Here is a 15,264-nt window from a genome sequence, read left to right as displayed (position 1 = left end):
TGGTCACCGTCGGCGCGCGAGCGCCGAGAGCGATTACTCGACGCTGATGTCGAACGCGACGCCCTCGTCGCTGCCGGAGTAGTCGCCCTGTACGTCGACGGTCACGTCGCCGGTGATCGCGAACGCGTTCGCGACGTCCGCCGCGTCGGTGTCGAACGCGAGGTAGGTGACCTCGCGGCCGGAGCCGTCGTTCGTCGCCGAGACCGCGTCGGGACCGCTGAGGGTGACCGCGGTACCGTCGAGGTCGAGCGCGAGGTTCGCGACCGAAACGGTCGCCTCGTCGGCCTTCGTCGTGATGGCCAGCTTCCCGCTCGGGGCGGGGATCCCGCTCGCGACGGTCACGCCGTCGAGGGTGAACGAGGCGTTGCCGCTCCCGTCGTACGAGTAGCTGAACGGAACGGTGTCCCCGGGCGTCCAGACGTAGTTCGCGAGGTCAGCGCTGCCGACGTCGGGGCCGACCGCGACTTCCCACGCGCCCGAGGGGCCGTTGTCACCGAAACGCCCGCGAGCGAAGGAGGTCTCCTGCTCGGTAGCGAACTCCTGCTGCTTGGCGAAGCCCTCGCCGGTCCGGGTCGTGATAGACGGGACGCACGGGTTTGCCGTGCCGTCGTTGTGGCGCGACTGGACCGCGTGGAACTCGAAGTTCATCGTCAGCGAGTCCGACTGGATCTCGTTGCCGACGCTCGTCGGGATTTCCCACGAGAGGCACACACAGGGGCCGGTGATGAACGCCTCGCCCTCGTCGGGCTCGACCACGTCGGCGTACTCCGCCTGCTCGCCGGGAACGAGGCCGGCCGTCCCGTCGCCGTCGAGGGCCGCGCCGCTGGAGATTGCCGCGATGACGTCGACGAGCGAGCCGGAGACGATCTCCCCGTCCGCGAGCGGTTCGCCGTCCTCGTCACAGTAGGCGAGACTCGCAACGATCGAGTCGCCGAGCTCGCCGAGGTCGGGCGTGTCGTCGACGGCCGACTCGGGTTCGTTGATGCCGTTCTCCGCCTGCGAGAGGTCACCGCACGCCCACATGTACGAGGGGTTGTCCACGATACGGAAGCAGAACTTCACCTCGCCGGAGTCGCCGGGCTTGACGTCGTCGAGGTCGTAGAACATCCCGGCGGGCTCGCCGTCCTGCGTGCCGCTCGCCATGTCCGCCATGTTCTGTACCGCGCCGTCGCTGTCGTACGAGGCCTCGTAGTCGACGAACAGGTCGAGCGAGCCCGCCGTCAGCGTGTTGTTCTCGAACGTCTCGGTGTCGTTGAAGTACGCCGTCGTTCCCAGTCCCGCGCCCGCGGAAGCCACGCCGACCGCACCGAGTCCCACCAGCATCTTGCGCCGCGATAGTCCGATTGTGTCGTCGTTCATTGTGTATCATCCCCGAAGGGAACTCCCGGCGGCGGTCGCGAGCCGCCGCGTCGGCCGCCCGAAGGCGCCGAACCGGGAACCGGACGTGTCTCGTCGTCCGGAGTGACTGCGTTGCTCCGCGGCGTTACACGCTGGTGCTGTTCGCCTCCGTCCCGTTGAACGTCACCTGCGGGTCGTCGTTGTGCCGCGACTGCTCGGCGTAGAGGCCGATGTCGAACATGACCGAGTCGGTCTGGATCTCGTTGCCGACCTCCGCCGGGAGCGTCCACTCGAAGCCGATGCACTGGGTGGTCGCGCCGGGGTACGGCTGGCGACCCTCCTCTTGGCGGTTACCGTCGAGCGCGACGCCCTCGGCCAGTTCCGCGAAGACCTCCGCCATCGACCCTTCGAGGATCTTCTGTTCGCCCGCGAGGACGATCTGCGCGATCTCGGCGTAGACGGTGTCGAGGTCGGCCGGGTCGGGCGCGATGAACGCGTCGTCGGGACTGGTCGCGATGTTGTTCTCGAGGAAGGACGTCGCGGCGCCCGCGCCGAGTGCGATGGTGAAGATGCGGATGCCCGCGTCCTTCGCCGCTGTCGCGGCGCTCGTCGCGGCGCTGGTGCTGGACGGCTGGCCGTCGGTGAGGACGATCATCACCTTCGATGCGCCGGCCGTCGCGTTCGCGCCGGACAGGAGTTCGGTGGAGCCGGTGGTGATCCCCTGGCCCATGTCCGTTCCGCCGCCCGCGGTGTACTGGTCGATGGCGTCCTTGACCGCTTGGTAGTTCGTCGTGAGTCCCTGGTCGAGGCTCGCGCCGTTCGAGAACGAGATGGCCGCCGCCTCGTCGGGGTTCGAAAGGTTGTCCACGAAGTCCTTCGCGGCGGTCTGTAGGTCACCGATCTCCTGGCTCATCGAGCCGGAGACGTCGCTAACCAGCGCGACCTCCAGCTCCTGCTGCTGGCCCGTCCCCGTGGGCTCGTACACGTTGTCGCAGTCCTCGTCGTACCAGACGCAGACCTCGATGGCGTCGGCGAGCTCGCCGATGCCGTCGGTGTCCTCGCCCTCGTCTTCCATCTCGGGCTCGCTCTGCCCGTTCTCCGCGTTCTCGGTCAGCTCGCCCGAGAGGTAGAGGAACGCGGGGTTGTCACAGATGTGAATGCTGATGGTGACTTCGCCGGAGTCGCCGGGCTTCACGTCGTCGAGCGTGAACACCGGGATCCCGCTGCCGTTGACGAGGTGCTCATCAGCTTCGGGCGAACAGAACGGGAACTCCTCGCCCTGGACGAGGTCCTCCCACTCCTGTAGGGCCGCAGGCGCGGGCGCCTGTCCGATCAGGTACTGCCCGTCGCCGAGGTCCTGCGCTAAGAAATTGTCATTCGGGCCGTATCCCATCGCCCGAATGTCGTCCAGGCGGCCGGGGCCGCCGAGGTACGTCGACTTGTAGTCCAGCTTCAGGTCCAGCTCGCCCGCGGTGAGGGTGTTGCCCTCGAACGACTCGGTGTCGTTGAAGTACGCCGTGGTACCGAGTCCCGCGCCCGCGGACGCGACGCCGACGGCACCGAGGCCGGCGAGCATCTTGCGCCGCGAGAGTCCGATTGTGTCGTTTGTATCCTGGCTCATGGTTTCTCCCCCGACCCGCCCCCCGTCCGCGCTAGGCTGACCGAATCGGTTACTTCCCCCTCCGAGAGATACCGACGTAGTTACGCGCTCCCACGTCACCGTCGAACGGCCGATTCCACGCGATAGAACGTCTCACGCCGCGGGTCAAAGGCTCAGTTCGACCGGCGGTCCGGCGACCCTACTCCGGGCGTTAGGGCCGGTATGAGCCCCGTACCACCGCCTCCGGAGGCGGCACGAAGACCGTACTTGTCGGGCCGAATCCGACAGGGACCGCGTACTTTCGCGGCTCGATCGGCGGGCCATCGGGGTAGCGAGCCCATACATATACTCCCGTCTGACGCAGTGGGGGACAGAACTTGGGCGCCGCCGAGCGCGGCCGCCCGGATCCTATTCCATGAAACTCCGCAACGACGTGCTTCCGGCCGAACAGGTGTACGCGATCCTCGCCAACGAGCGCCGACGGCACGCGATCGAACAGCTCCGCTTGACCGGTGGCACGGTCTCGGTCAACGAGCTCTCCACGCTCGTCGCTCGCCACGAAACGGGCGAGAGCCCGCCGCCGAAGCGCTCTCGCGAGAGCGTCTACACCTCGCTGGTCCAGACGCACCTCCCGAAACTGGAGGCCGCGGGCGTCGTCACCTACGACCGCGGGTCACGGACCATCGAACTCTCACGCCGTGCGCGCGACCTCGGCCTGTACACGGAGGTACTGGCGCCCGGAGGCGCGACGTGGTCGGAAATCTACCGCGCGCTCGCGGTGGCGTCGCTGCTCGTCGTGCTCGCCGCGCTCCTCGACGTTCCGCTTGTCTCGGCCGTCGACCCGGTCCTCTGGACCAGCCTCGCGCTCGGCGCCTTCGCCGCCGCGAGCGCCGTTCAGCTGTGGGTCAACCGCTTCTCGGTGCTGCGACAGCTGCGGCCGCGGTGACTCGGGTCGAAAAAGACGTCTTTTCAGTCGCACTCCGCTCTCCCGTCCGAGCCGCCGGTCCCGCCTATTCGGCGGCAGCCGCGAGCGAATCGGGCAGCCGAAGTTCGAACAGCCGCTCGTCACAGCCCGCACAGCGGCCGGCGACGACGTCGTAGCTGGAACAGCAGGACTCGACGACGCGCTCTTCGAGCCCCACGTCGCCCTCGCAGCTCGGGCACTCCGCGACGAACAGCCGAAGCGCGCCGAGCGTCGCGCTCCGGTCCGCGAGCGGGAGGTCCGGCCAGTCGCTCCGCGTCGCCGTCAGCACGCGGTCGGCCGCCGCGTCCGCCCGGAACGCCGCGCGGGACTCCCAGCTGCCGATCAGCTCGTCGTCGGCGTACGCGAACCCCACGCCCCCGCGCCAGTCGATCGACAGCGCGTCGCGGTCGAGGCCGGTGAGCCCCGCGAGCGCCTCGATGTCGTCTTCCGCGCCCGCGCTCGCGTCGCCGTCGGGCGCGCTGCCGTCGCGGTGTACCGCCGCACGCCACGCCGCGGCGAAGTCGGCCGCGAACGCGAAGTCGTCGCCGGCCGGATCCTCGACGAGGATACCGGCGTCGAGGAGGTACGCCTCCGGGTCGACGTCGCCCGCCGGACGCCCGCCCCGGCCCGTCCCGTCGGGCGCCTTGCCGAACAGCGCGAGGACGCGTTCCGGGAGGTACCGCTTCGTGAGTTCGGGCGTGCCCGGGATCAGGTAGCCCCGGAGCCAGATCGCGGCGAGCGAGACGAGGGAGACCCCCGCGCCGAAGCCCGGGCCGACCAGTCTGCCCGCGGCGAGCGCCGCGCCGGCGGCGACGGCGACGTTGACGGTCGTACAGGGCAGACAGCGGTTCGCGCCGGTGTACTCGGGTCGGCGGAGGCGGTCCAGCGGTCGGCGGCCGGCGCGTTCCGCCGGCAGGTCCGACGCCTTGGTGTCGTGTGACGTAGACATGGCCGGTAGTTCGCGCCGAACGATCGTATGTATGGAGGTCCTACCGCCCGGTAACCGGTCGCGGAGATCTCCCGGTGGACGCTCCCCGGCCCCCGGAGAGCGCGAATTCCGGTATATCACGCCGAACGCATCTCGTTAAAAATTATAGAAAATGATATGTTCATCGGTGTCAATTAACGTATTGATTACTCACATGAGGTCCCCATGACGCTTCAACTCAAGACGCCCTCGCGGGTACCGGACGAGGAGGGGCCGTCTCGCGACGAAGTGTTCACCGCGCTGAGCAACCGACGTCGGCGGAACGTGATCACGTACCTGAAACGGAACGGCGACGACGCCCGCGTCAGGGACATCGCCGAGCAGCTGGCGGCGTGGGAGAACGACCTCGAGATCCCCGAGGTGACGTACAAACAGCGCAAACGCGTCTACACCGCCCTTCACCAGTCGCATCTCCCGAAGCTGGCGTCGAGCGGGTTCATCGACTACGAGTCCGACCGCGGGATCGTCTCGCTCACCGACGAGAGCCGGCAACTGGACGTGTACCTCGAGGTCGTCTCCGAGAACGAGATCCTCTGGAGCGAGTACTACGTCGGGCTCGCGGTCGTCTGCGGACTGCTGGCGGCGGCGGCCTGGGCCGGGACCGTTCCGTTCGACGCGGTCTCCGGGTACGCGTACGCGGCGCTGTTCGCGCTGGTGTTCGGCGTCTCCGGGCTGGTCCATCGAACGGTGACGCGTCGCAACCGGGTCGGATAGCGTCGGCTCGGTCCGACACCCGCAGGGTTTTACGCGCCGGTGGCCGGTGTACGGACATATGGCAACGGGGATCGTCGGGGAGTTCCTCGATCTCAAGGCGGAGACGGACGCGGACGTCCTCGCGATGCAGTGCGGCGACTTCTACGAGTTCTTCGCGGACGACGCCGAGCTGGTCGCCGACGAGCTCGATCTGTCGGTCTCGCAGAAGTCCTCCCACGGCTCGTCGTACCCGATGGCGGGCGTGCCGCTCTCGGAGCTGACGCCGTACGTGAACGCCTTGGTCGAGCGCGGCTACCGGGTCGCGGTCGCCGACCAGTACGAGACCGACGCCGGCGACCACGCCCGCGAAATCGTCCGCGTCGTCACGCCGGGGACCGTCCTCGAAACGAGCGACGACGACGCGCGCTACCTCGCCGCCGTGGTCAGCGAGGAAGGCACAGATTCCGACGCCGACGGCCCCTACGGGGTCGCGTTCGCCGACGTGACCACCGGGCGCTTCCTCGCCACGACCGTCGACGACGGGGGCGACCTGCGCGCCGAACTCTACCGGTTCGACCCGGCGGAGGTGCTCCCCGGCCCCGCCGTCCGCAACGACGACGCCCTCCTCGGAGCGGTCCGCGAGGACCTCTCGGGGCGCGTGACGGCGTTCGACGCGGAGGCGTTCGCGGCCGGCCGCGCCCGTCACGCGGTCCGCGAGCAGTTCGGCCGCGAGACGACCGACAGCGTGGGGCTCGACTCGGCGCTCGCCGTCCGCGCCGCGGGCGCGGTCCTCTCGTACGTCGAGGAGACCGGCGCGGGCGTGTTGGCGTCGATGACCCGCCTCACCGCCTACCGAGACACCGACCGCGTCGCCGTCGACGCGACGACGCAGCGCAACCTCGAGATCACCGAGACGATGCGGGGCGACGCCGACGGCTCGCTGTTCGACACCGTCGACCACACCGTCACGGCCGCCGGCGGCCGGCTGCTCCGCGAGTGGCTCACGCGCCCGCGCCGCGACCGCGAGGCGCTCACGGCCCGCCACGACGCGGTCGAGGCGCTCGCGTCGGCGGCGCTCGCGCGCGATCGGATCCGCGAGATCCTCGGTGACGCGTACGACCTCGAACGGCTCGCGGCGCGGACGACGAGCGGGAGCGCGGGTGCGCGAGAGCTCCTCTCGGTTCAGGACACGCTCGCGCTGCTCCCGGCGCTCGCGGACGCCGTCGAGGGCACGCCGCTCGCCGACTCGCCCGCGGCCGCCGTGCTCGGCGGCGTCGACCGCGAGCGCGCGGCCGACCTCCGCGCCGAACTCGCCGACGCGCTCGCCGAGGACCCGCCGAAGGCGAAGACCGGCGGCGGGCTGCTCAAGCGGGGGTACGACGCGGAGCTCGACGAGCTGATCGAGCGCCACGAGTCCGTGAAGTCGTGGCTCGACGGGCTCGCCGAGCGCGAGAAGCGCGCCCACGGGCTCAGCCACGTCACGGTCGACCGCAACAAGACGGACGGCTACTACATCCAGGTCGGCAAGTCGGTCGCCGACCAGGTGCCCGAGGGCTACCGCGAGATCAAGACGCTGAAGAACTCCAAGCGGTTCGTCACCGACGAACTGACGGAGAAGGAGCGGGAGGTCCTCCGACTGGAGGAGGCCCGCGGCGAACTGGAGTACGAGCTGTTCGAGGAGCTCCGCGAGCGGGTCGCCGAGCGCGCCGAACTGCTCCAGGACGCCGGGCGGGCGGTCGCCGAACTCGACGCGCTCGCCTCGCTCGCGACCCACGCCGCCCGCAACGACTGGACGCGCCCGACCCTCACCGACGAGCGCAGGCTCGACGTGGAGGCCGGGAGACACCCCGTCGTCGAGGGCACGACCGACTTCGTGCCGAACGACCTCCGGCTCGACGAGGACCGCGGCTTCCTGATCGTCACCGGCCCGAACATGAGCGGGAAATCGACGTACATGCGCCAGGCCGCGCTGATCCAGCTGCTCGCGCAGGCCGGCTCGTTCGTCCCCGCGCGCGCCGCCGAGGTCGGGCTCGTCGACGGCATCTACACCCGCGTCGGTGCGCTCGACGAACTTGCGCAGGGCCGGTCGACGTTCATGGTCGAGATGCAGGAGCTGTCGAACATCCTCCACTCAGCGACCGAGGACTCGCTGGTCATCTTAGACGAGGTCGGCCGCGGCACCGCCACCTACGACGGCATCTCCATCGCGTGGGCGGCGACCGAGTACCTCCACAACGAGGTGCGCGCCCGGACCCTCTTCGCGACCCACTACCACGAGCTGACGACGCTTGCGGACCACCTGCCGCGCGTGGCGAACGTTCACGTCGCCGTCGACGAGCGCGACGGCGAGGTGACGTTCCTCCGAACCGTTCGGGACGGCCCGACGAATCGATCGTACGGCGTCCACGTCGCCGACCTCGCGGGCGTCCCCGACCCCGTGGTCTCCCGCGCCGACGAGGTCCTCGACCGGCTCCGCGAGGAGAAGGCGATCGAGGCCCGGGGCGGATCGCGCGGCGGCGGAACCGGCGGCGCGGCGGGCGCGGACGGCGACCGCGGCACTCAGCAGGTCGTGTTCGACCTCTCGTCCGGGTCGTTCGCGGGCGGAGAAGGGAGTCGTTCCGACGGCGAGTCGCCCGCGACCCCGAACCGCGGCGGGACCGCGGCCGAGCCGGAGTCCCGGGCCGCCCCGGCAGATTCGGAGTCGGGCGCCGCCGCCGGCTCGGAGGCCGGGGCGCGACTCGACCCGGAGACGCGGGCGGTGATCGAGGAACTCTCCGGCGTCGACGTCGCCGAGACGACCCCGGTGGAACTGCTCTCCCGCGTTCAGGAGTGGCAGGACCGGCTGGAGTGAGTGCGTCTGACGTAAGAACTAATGTCTGACCTCGTCGTGTGGTGTGTATGGGCATCATGAGCAAGATCCTCGGCGGGGGCGGGAGCCGCTCCGTCGACGACTACGTCGAGCTCGACACGGACGACTTCGCCGACGCGCACGCGGAGACGGGCGTTCAGGTACACTTCGCCGAGATCGGCGACCAGAGCGACATCATCCCGATCAAAGACGCCGTCTACGACGGCGACTTCGTCATCGCCGACATCACCCGGCACTCCACGTCGGACCGAACGATAGAACACGTCTACGACGAGCTCCGCCAGGTCGTCCAGGAGGTCGACGGCGACATCGTCCAGAAGGGCGACGACCAGATCATCGTCACGCCCACCGGCGTGAAGGTCTCGCGTCAGAAGCTGTAACCCTCGCCGCCCCCGATTTTGGGGCGGATCGGGGCGTACCCGGCCGAACCGTGTCATATATGCCGTTCTCTCGCCCACGTACAGTCGAATGGACGAGCCGGTCCTGTTGACGGGCGCCGGCGGACGGGTGGGACAGGCCATCCTCCGCGGCATCGGCGACGACTACGAGTGGCGGCTCCTCGACCGGGAACCCCTCCCGGCCGCGAAGGTGCCCGCCGGGGTCACCGACGCCGACCGGTACGTCGCCGACATCACCGACGAGCGCGCCGTCCGCGAGGCGGTCGCCGACGTCGGCGCGGTGATCCACCTCGCCGGCGACCCCCGGAAGACGGCGCCGTGGGACTCCGTCCTCCGGAACAACATCGACGGGGCGCAGGTCGTGATGCGCGCCGCCGCCGAGGCCGGCGTCGAGCGGTTCGCGTTCGCCTCCTCGAACCACGCCGTCGGCGGCTACGAGACGGAGGACCGCACTCCCGACCTGTACCGCCCGGACGACGACTACCGGCTCGACGGCACCGAGCTCCCGCGGCCGGGAAACCTCTACGGCGTCTCGAAGGCGGCCGGCGAGTCCCTCGGGCGCTTCTACCACGACGAGTTCGGGATGAGCGTCGTCTGCGTCCGCATCGGCAACCTCACTCGCGATCACCCGCCCCGCGAGTACGAGCGCGGCCAGGCGATGTGGCTATCCCACCGCGACTGCGCGCACCTGTTCGACCGCTGCCTCCGGGCCGACTACGACTACGAGGTCGTCTACGGCATCTCGAACAACGACCGACGGTACTACTCGCTCGAACGGGCGCGCGAGGCGCTCGGCTACGACCCCGCCGACAACTCCGCGGACTACACCTTCGAGGGGAAACCCAAGGACGACGGCGACTCCGATACCGACGGGGAGTACGTCGACGACCCCGACGTGACGACGGACGACACGCCCGCCGAACCGAACTTTCCCACCGACCCCGACGCGCCGAGCGACGGCGCCTGATCGGCTCGACGCCCGTCCGAATCGACGCCTGTCCGAATCGACGCCCGTCCGAATCGACGCCCGTCCGCATCGACACCAGTCCGGCTCGACGCCTGCCGGCCCGATGTCCGATCCGCTCGGCTAGAACAGGTCGTCGACGTCGCGCCGCTTCCGCTCCTCGATCGCGACGTGATCGCCGAGCCGCGCGGCCACCTGCGGCCGGGTCTCGGGCGTGCGAAGGTACGCGAACAGGAGTTCGGCGAACCGACTCCGACCGGTCCCTCGCTCCGCCGCCGCGAACTCCGCCGCGGCCGCGAGCGTCGCCGCGTCACCGGGCTCGCCCGCCCTCGCCAGCGCCGGCGCCGCGACCCCCGCCGCGTCGAGCGACAGCCCGTCGAAACGCGGGGGTTCGCCGTCGACGTCGATCCGGGGCTTCTGTCCTTCGGCCGCGTTCTCGGGAGCCGTGGCTAGGCGATCCACCCACTCTCGGACGGGCGCCAGCCGCACTCCGTGCGAGTCGGAAACGCCCTCCAGCGAGGCGACGGCGGTCTTCGCGTACTCGGCCGCCTCGTCGGCGTCGCCGTCCGCACCGTCGGCCGCACGGTACGTCGCCGCCGCGGTCGCGGCCAGTCCACGGAGCAGTCGCTCCGCGTCGGTCCCGTCGAGCGACTGGCCCGCCGTCTCCCAGACGTCGCGCGCCGCGAGCGGGTGCCCCTCGTTGAACAGCGCGGCACCGGCGGCGAGCGCGGCCGGATCGGGCGCGTGCGCGCCCCCCTCGGAGTCACCGTCGCTTCGGTCGTCGCGATCACTGCGGTCGCGATCGGTCACGCCTCTCGGTCGGTGACGGCGACTGATAAGTGACGAGTTCGACGGGCGCGACCGCGGATAGAACGCGGCCACGAGCCGAACGCGACCACGGATAGAACGCGGCCACGAACGGAGACTGGCCGTGCCTCTGCCCGCCGAGTCGCGGAGCTGTCCCCCTCGCTTTGCCTTTTCTACCCGTACACTAAGAGGGTAGAGTGCGTATCGGTAGCAGACGTGTCCAGTAGCCTCCTCCCGGTGATCGCGGCGATACTCGTGTCTGGGCTCGCCGTCCAGCTGCTCGCTCACCGGCTCCAGGTCCCGAGCGTCATCTTCTATCTCGCGATCGGCGTGCTGTTGGGCCCGGAGCTGTTGGGGATCGTGACGCTGGAGACGTTCGGGGAGGGGCTGGAGATCATCGTCGGACTCAGCGTCGCGATCATCGTCTTCGAGGGGGCGTTCGCGCTCCGGATCGATCGGATCCGACGCGCGTCCACGGTGTCCCTTCGGCTGGTGACCGTCAGCGCCCTCGTGATGTTCGTCGGGACCGCGGCGGCGGTCCGCGCGTTCACCGACGGCACGTGGGAGATCGCGCTCCTGATCGGGGCGCTGTTGGTGGCGACCGGTCCGACCGTGATCACCCCGATCCTCAACGTGGTCCGGGTGCGAGACCACGTCGCGACCGCCTTAGAGACGGAGGGGATCGTCAACGACGTGACCGCGGCGATCGTCGCAGTCGTCATCTTCGAGACGCTGCTGCTCGACGACCTCGGCGTGCCCGCGACGGTGGCCTCGTTCCTCCAGCGGTTCGGCGTCGGAGTCGCCGCCGGACTGCTCGCCACCATCATCATCTACTACCTGTTGGACAGCGACTTCGTCCCCGAACGCGACGTACAGGCGTCGCAGTTCCTCGTGCTGGCGGCCGCGATCGGCTCGTTCGCGGGCGCCGAGGCGGTCGCCGCCGAGGCGGGCATCGCGGCGGCGGCGACGAGCGGCATCCTCCTCGGGAACCTCGATCTGGACAACCGCGAGGAGATCGAGCGCTTCGCGCAGAACACGACCACGATCGTCTTGTCGTTCGTGTTCATCTCGCTCGCCGCGCTGATCGACGTCGAGGCGATCGCCGGCCTCGGGGTCGGCGTGGTCGCGATCGTCGCCGTCATCATGCTCGTCCTCCGGCCGCTCGGGGCGTTCCTCGCCACCGTCGGCGTCGAGCGGTTCACGCGTCCGGAGCGGCTGTTCATCGCGAGCGTCGGGCCCCGTGGGATAATCCCGGCGAGCGTGGCGACGCTGTTCGCCATCGAGCTGGAACTCGCTGGTAGCATCGCGGCCGGCGAACTGCTCGTCGGGACGGTGTTCGCGGTCATCTTCGCGACGGTCATCGTCGAGGCGGGGCTCGCGCGACAGATCGGAGCGTTCCTCGGAGTGTCACCAATGCGCACAATAATCATCGGCGGGGGCCGCGTCGGTCAGGCGCTCGCCACGCGACTGGAGAACAGGGGCGAGTACGTCGTCATCCTCGAGGCGGATCCGGACGTCGTCGAGCGGGCGCGGGCGGACGGGTTCACCGTCTACGAGGGCGACGGCAGCGACACGGAGTCGCTTCGGGAGGTGGACATCGAAGACGCCAAGCGGTTCATCACCACGACGGCCGACGACGACATCAACCTCCTCGCGTGTCAGCTCGCGATCACCAAGTTCGACGTCGAGTCGGTGTACTCGCGGGTGACGGACCCGGCCAACATCGACGCCTTCGACAGCATCGGCGTCACCGCCATCGACGCGTCGACGGCGACCGCGGTCGCCATCGACGACGAGATCGAACGCCCGGCGCTCACCCACTGGATGAACGAACTCGGCGACAACCACGACGTCCAAGAGGTCGAGGTGACGTCGTCGGAACTCGCGGGGCGGACCATCCGCGAACTCAACGCGGAGATCCCCGACGGCTGCTTCGTCGCCGTCTTGAGCCGCGACGGCGAGAACCACGTCCCGTCCGCGGACAGCGTCCTCGAAACCGGCGATCACGTGACGTTTATCGGCACCAGCGACGCGGTCCGCCGCGCGATGGACCGGTTCCACCCGCACGATTAAGACGTGAACTATGTCGACCGGACCGTCTGCGGAGGGTAGATCGTGGCCGATGGACCGCAATTGGACCGTTCGGAAATCACCGACGATGGCGCGGCGAACACCGCCAAAGCCCCAGCCGCGAGGGCTCGGTGCGCTCGCTGCGGTCCTCAGTCGGTCGCTGACGCTCCCTCCTTGCGGTCCTTGCTTCGCGCGCCTTCGCCCTCGCGACTGCCCCTCCGAGTCCCCCCGACCGCACAGCACCGCAGCCTCACACCTCCCCATCCTCGTCAGTCGCCCTCCGCGTTGCTCCGGGCGACTGACTCCCTCGCACGCGCTCCTCGCGGCCGCCGGTGGCGGCCGCTCGCAGGCGCGCGCCACCGCAGAACAAAGTACCATTGAACGTGTTGCGTAGGACCTACACACCGGTCGCAACCGACGCGAGACTGTAATCAAAAAAGTCCTGACGGAGTCCGACGCGAGCGGTGCGAGGGCGACCGAAGGGAGCCCTCGACAGTGAGCGGCGAAGCCGCGAACGAGCGAGCGCAGGGCACGTCAGGACCGAACGCAGCGGCCGTCGAACGAAGTGAGACAGCCGCAAAGTGAGCGTCCTGACGGAGATTTGAACTCGGAACGACGGTCGGCCTCGCTGCGCTCGGCCGCTGCGACGTTCCTGCTCAAATCTCCGCGTCGTTTCTTTCAGCACGGCTGCTCGCTACGCTCACAGCATTGTGCTGAAAGAAACGTCCTGACGGAGATTTGAACTCCGGTCCCTGGCTCCGCAAGCCAAGAGGATAGTCCACTACCCTACCAGGACTCATCTCCACGTACCGCGGTAGAACATAAGACGGTTACGGTCCGGCGGCCGCGTGCCTGCGGTCCGCACGCACCCGCCGGCGCAGGATGAACACCTTTTGTATCGACGGGACCCATGAACGCCTATGAGACGCCTTCGAGCCGCGACCGCGCCCCCGGTCGGTCGCTCCGCGGACCGTTCGGATCCCGGCGCGACCTCCGGGCAACGGCAACGCTTATGCGCGAATTCGTCGACAACGGGGGTACGCGTATGGGAGCTATAGAGGAGGTGTACGAGGATCTCGACACCGACGTCGAGTTCGAGGAGTTCGAGGCCGCGGTCGAGGACAAAGTCGAGCAGATGGGTGGGCTCGCGGACGAGGAGACCGCCGCGATGCTCATCGCACACGAACTGCGCGACGAGCAGGCCGACACCATCGCCGACATCGAGCCCGGGATGAACGAGGTGAAGTTCCTCGGCAAGGTGACTGCCATCGGCGAGATCAAGACCTTCGAGCGCGACGACGAAGAGGCCGACGAGGGGCGCGTGTGTAACGTCGACGTCGCGGACGCGTCCGGCTCGGTGCGGGTCGCGCTGTGGGACGAGATGGCGACGGCCGCCGAAGAGCAGCTGGAAGTCGGACAGGTGCTCAGGATCATGGGTCGCCCCAAAGAGGGGTACAGCGGCCTCGAAGTGAGCGCCGACAAGGTCGAGCCCGACGAGGACGCCGAGGTCGACGTCCAGGTGCTCGACACCTACCGCGTCGAGGACCTCACGCTCGGCGCGTCCGACGTCGACCTCGTCGGACAGGTGCTCGACACCGACTCGATCCGGACGTTCGACCGCGACGACGGCAGCGAGGGGCGAGTCGCCAACCTCACCCTCGGCGACGAGACGGGTCGCGTCCGCGTCACCCTCTGGGACGCCAAGGCGGACCTCGCCGAGGAGTTCGCGGCCGGCGAGGTCGTCGAGGTCGGCGACGGCTACGTCCGCGAGCGCGACGGCGACTTGGAACTTCACGTCGGCGACCGCGGGACGGTCGAACGCGTCGACGAGGACGTCGAGTACGTCCCGGAGACCACCGACATCGCCGACCTCGAGATCGACCAGACCGTCGACATCGGCGGCGGCGTCATCGAGACCGACCCGAAGCGGACGTTCGACCGCGACGACGGCAGCGAAGGGCAGGTCCGGAACGTCCGGATCAAAGACGAGACCGGCGAGATCCGCGTCGCGCTGTGGGGCGACAAGGCCGACCGCGAGATCGATCTGGCCGACCGCGTCGTCTTCACTGACGTGGAGATTCAGGACGGCTGGCAGGACGACTTAGAGGCGTCCGCGAACTGGCGGTCGACCGTGTCCGTCCTCGACGAGGGAAGCGACGCGTCGGTCGGCGCCGCGAGCGGGGCGGCGGGTTCAGGCGACGACGCCGGAAGCGAGGAGCGAGACGCGAACGACACCGGGCTCGGCGCCTTCGCCGAGGACGGAAAGAAGGCGGCCGCGGAAGCGGTCGCCGGCGAGGCCGGCGGCGACGAGAGCGACGGCGGCGGTGCCGCGGCCGCGACGGCGGAGCAGTCGACCGAGGCCGTCGAGTTCACCGGCACCGTGGTCCAGACGGGCGACCCGGTCGTACTCGACGACGGCCAGCAGACGAGGACGGTCGACACCGACGCGAGCCTCCGGCTCGGCGAGGAGATAACCGTTCGCGGCCCGGAGCGCGACGGGACCATCGACGCCGACGACGTCTTCTGACCGATCTCCTCTCCGGCCGGTTCCGGCGGCGATGCGGGTAACGGAA

11 protein-coding genes and 1 tRNA gene are annotated in these 15,264 nt (G+C 69.4%); 7 read left to right on the top strand and 5 right to left on the bottom strand.

Annotation, left to right across the window (positions count from 1 at the left end; all coding sequences use genetic code 11):
* Positions 1-33: 33 nt before the first annotated feature.
* Both ACZ5KW_RS02835 and ACZ5KW_RS02830 read right to left on the bottom strand, forming a co-directional pair.
* Positions 34-1,359 carry a choice-of-anchor W domain-containing protein gene (locus ACZ5KW_RS02835; RefSeq protein ID WP_343779696.1) on the bottom strand — a complete coding sequence of 442 codons (1,326 nt, stop codon included), beginning with the start codon at positions 1,357-1,359 and terminating at the stop codon, positions 34-36.
* A 124-nt stretch (positions 1,360-1,483) separates the two neighbouring features.
* Positions 1,484-2,959 carry a vWA domain-containing protein gene (locus tag ACZ5KW_RS02830; protein ID WP_343779694.1) on the bottom strand — a complete coding sequence of 492 codons (1,476 nt, stop codon included), beginning with the start codon at positions 2,957-2,959 and terminating at the stop codon, positions 1,484-1,486.
* A gap of 394 nt (positions 2,960-3,353) precedes the next feature.
* On the opposite strand from ACZ5KW_RS02830, the gene ACZ5KW_RS02825 reads away from it, so the two are divergent.
* Complete coding sequence (locus ACZ5KW_RS02825) at positions 3,354-3,884, top strand: DUF7344 domain-containing protein (protein WP_343779692.1); 531 nt, start codon at positions 3,354-3,356, stop codon at positions 3,882-3,884.
* 64 nt (positions 3,885-3,948) lie between these two features.
* On the opposite strand, the gene ACZ5KW_RS02820 is transcribed toward ACZ5KW_RS02825, so the two are convergent.
* Positions 3,949-4,851, bottom strand: coding sequence for a DUF8054 domain-containing protein (locus tag ACZ5KW_RS02820; RefSeq protein WP_343779690.1), 903 nt, complete (start codon positions 4,849-4,851; stop codon positions 3,949-3,951).
* Positions 4,852-5,055: 204 nt separating this feature from the next.
* Here ACZ5KW_RS02820 and ACZ5KW_RS02815 point away from each other — a divergent pair, with 204 nt between their 5' ends.
* The 4 genes from ACZ5KW_RS02815 to azf all read left to right on the top strand — a co-directional run bounded on the left by ACZ5KW_RS02815 (position 5,056) and on the right by azf (position 9,817).
* Positions 5,056-5,604, top strand: coding sequence for a DUF7344 domain-containing protein (locus ACZ5KW_RS02815; RefSeq protein ID WP_343779689.1), 549 nt, complete (start codon positions 5,056-5,058; stop codon positions 5,602-5,604).
* Between the two features lie 58 nt (positions 5,605-5,662).
* Positions 5,663-8,434 carry a DNA mismatch repair protein MutS gene (gene mutS, locus ACZ5KW_RS02810; RefSeq protein ID WP_343779687.1) on the top strand — a complete coding sequence of 924 codons (2,772 nt, stop codon included), beginning with the start codon at positions 5,663-5,665 and terminating at the stop codon, positions 8,432-8,434.
* Positions 8,435-8,481: 47 nt separating this feature from the next.
* Positions 8,482-8,832: a cell division protein SepF gene (locus ACZ5KW_RS02805; protein WP_343779685.1), complete on the top strand. Its 351-nt coding sequence runs from the start codon at positions 8,482-8,484 to the stop codon at positions 8,830-8,832.
* Between the two features lie 88 nt (positions 8,833-8,920).
* Entirely contained in the window at positions 8,921-9,817 is an 897-nt protein-coding gene (gene azf / locus ACZ5KW_RS02800; RefSeq protein WP_343779683.1) for an NAD-dependent glucose-6-phosphate dehydrogenase Azf, read from the top strand.
* 120 nt (positions 9,818-9,937) lie between these two features.
* Here the strand turns inward: azf and ACZ5KW_RS02795 are convergent, their stop codons facing one another.
* Positions 9,938-10,624 carry a hypothetical protein gene (locus ACZ5KW_RS02795; RefSeq protein WP_371152796.1) on the bottom strand — a complete coding sequence of 229 codons (687 nt, stop codon included), beginning with the start codon at positions 10,622-10,624 and terminating at the stop codon, positions 9,938-9,940.
* A gap of 234 nt (positions 10,625-10,858) precedes the next feature.
* Here ACZ5KW_RS02795 and ACZ5KW_RS02790 point away from each other — a divergent pair, with 234 nt between their 5' ends.
* The gene (locus tag ACZ5KW_RS02790) at positions 10,859-12,694 is read left to right on the top strand and encodes a cation:proton antiporter domain-containing protein (RefSeq protein ID WP_343779856.1); all 1,836 of its coding nucleotides are present in this window, start codon (positions 10,859-10,861) and stop codon (positions 12,692-12,694) included.
* Between the two features lie 720 nt (positions 12,695-13,414).
* Here ACZ5KW_RS02790 and ACZ5KW_RS02785 read toward each other — a convergent pair.
* Positions 13,415-13,487: transfer RNA gene (locus ACZ5KW_RS02785), tRNA-Arg, on the bottom strand.
* 249 nt (positions 13,488-13,736) lie between these two features.
* Between ACZ5KW_RS02785 and ACZ5KW_RS02780 the strand changes: the two genes are divergently transcribed.
* On the top strand, positions 13,737-15,218 hold the full coding sequence (locus ACZ5KW_RS02780) for a single-stranded DNA binding protein (RefSeq protein WP_343779681.1): 1,482 nt from the start codon (positions 13,737-13,739) through the stop codon (positions 15,216-15,218).
* Positions 15,219-15,264 lie beyond the last annotated feature (46 nt).

The sequence above is a fragment of the Halorubrum ejinorense genome (genome assembly GCF_055389685.1).
The sequence above is the reverse complement of the archived record's forward strand: the minus strand, read 5'-3'. Positions and strand labels throughout refer to the sequence as shown.